This window comes from Mycobacterium sp. IDUB_19, from assembly GCF_055419445.1.
On sequence record NZ_JBVAXR010000154.1, the window covers coordinates 1 to 1,163 of the forward strand.

Sequence of the window (1,163 nt, forward strand, 5' to 3'; positions counted from 1 at the left end):
AAACACTCGGTGACGTTCTCGCCGGTGATCTCGACGTGGATGCCACCCGGATGCGTGCCCAGCGCGCGATGCACCTCGAAGAAGCCCTGCACTTCGTCGACGATGCGGTCGAAGTGGCGGGTCTTGTACCCGGTGGACGACTCGTGGGTGTTGCCGTGCATCGGGTCGCACTGCCAGATCACCTGGTGACCGGTGGCTTGCACCTTCTCGATGATCGGGGGCAGCAGGTCGCGAACCTTGTTGTTGCCCATCCGGCTGACCAGCGTGAGCCGGCCCGGCTTGTTGTGCGGGTCGAGGCGCTCGACGTACTCCATCGCCAGCTCGGGCGTCATCGTCGGGCCGAGCTTGACGCCGATCGGGTTCGCGATCACCTCGGCGAACGAGATGTGCGCGCCGTCGAGTTGCCGGGTCCGCTCGCCGATCCACACGGTGTGCGCCGACAGGTCGTACAGTTGCGGCTCGCCGTCCTCGCTTTCCGACAACCGCAGCATGGCGCGCTCGTAGTCGAGCACTAGGGCCTCGTGGCTTGCGTAGATCTCGGCGGTTTGCAGATTGGGGTCGACCACCCCGCATGCGTTCATGAACCGCAACCCGCGGTCGATCTCGGTGGCCAGCGCCTCATAACGGGCGCCGGCAGGCGAGGTCCGGACGAATTCCCGGTTCCAGTCATGGACCAGGTGCAGCGAAGCCAGCCCCGACGAGGTCAGCGCCCGCATCAGGTTCATCGCCGCACTGGCGTTGGCGTAGGCCCGCACCAGTCGCGACGGGTCATGCTCGCGCGCGGCGCCATCCGGGGCGAAGCCGTTGATCATGTCGCCGCGGTAGGACTTCAGGCCCAGCGCGTCGATGTCGGCCGACCGTGGCTTGGCGTACTGACCGGCAATGCGGGCCACCTTGACCACCGGCAGGCTGGCGCCGTAGGTCAGCACGACCGCCATCTGCAGCAGGGTGCGCACGTTGCCACGGATGTGGGGTTCGGTGTTGTCGACGAACGTCTCGGCGCAGTCGCCGCCCTGCAGCAGGAAGGCCTCACCCTTGGCGACCTGCGCGAGTTGCTCCTGCAGCCGCACGATTTCGGACGGCACCGTCACCGGCGGGACGCTTTCCAGGACCGTGCGCATCGCCGCGGCCTGGTCGTCGGGCCAGGCCGGTTGCTGCGCGGC

The 1,163-nt window shown here is 67.7% G+C and carries 1 protein-coding gene; it reads right to left on the bottom strand.

The features are described 5' to 3' along the window. Positions 1-1,163: class II 3-deoxy-7-phosphoheptulonate synthase (locus tag ACZY0B_RS27565; protein WP_463767391.1), on the bottom strand; the 1,163-nt coding region annotated here is incomplete at both ends.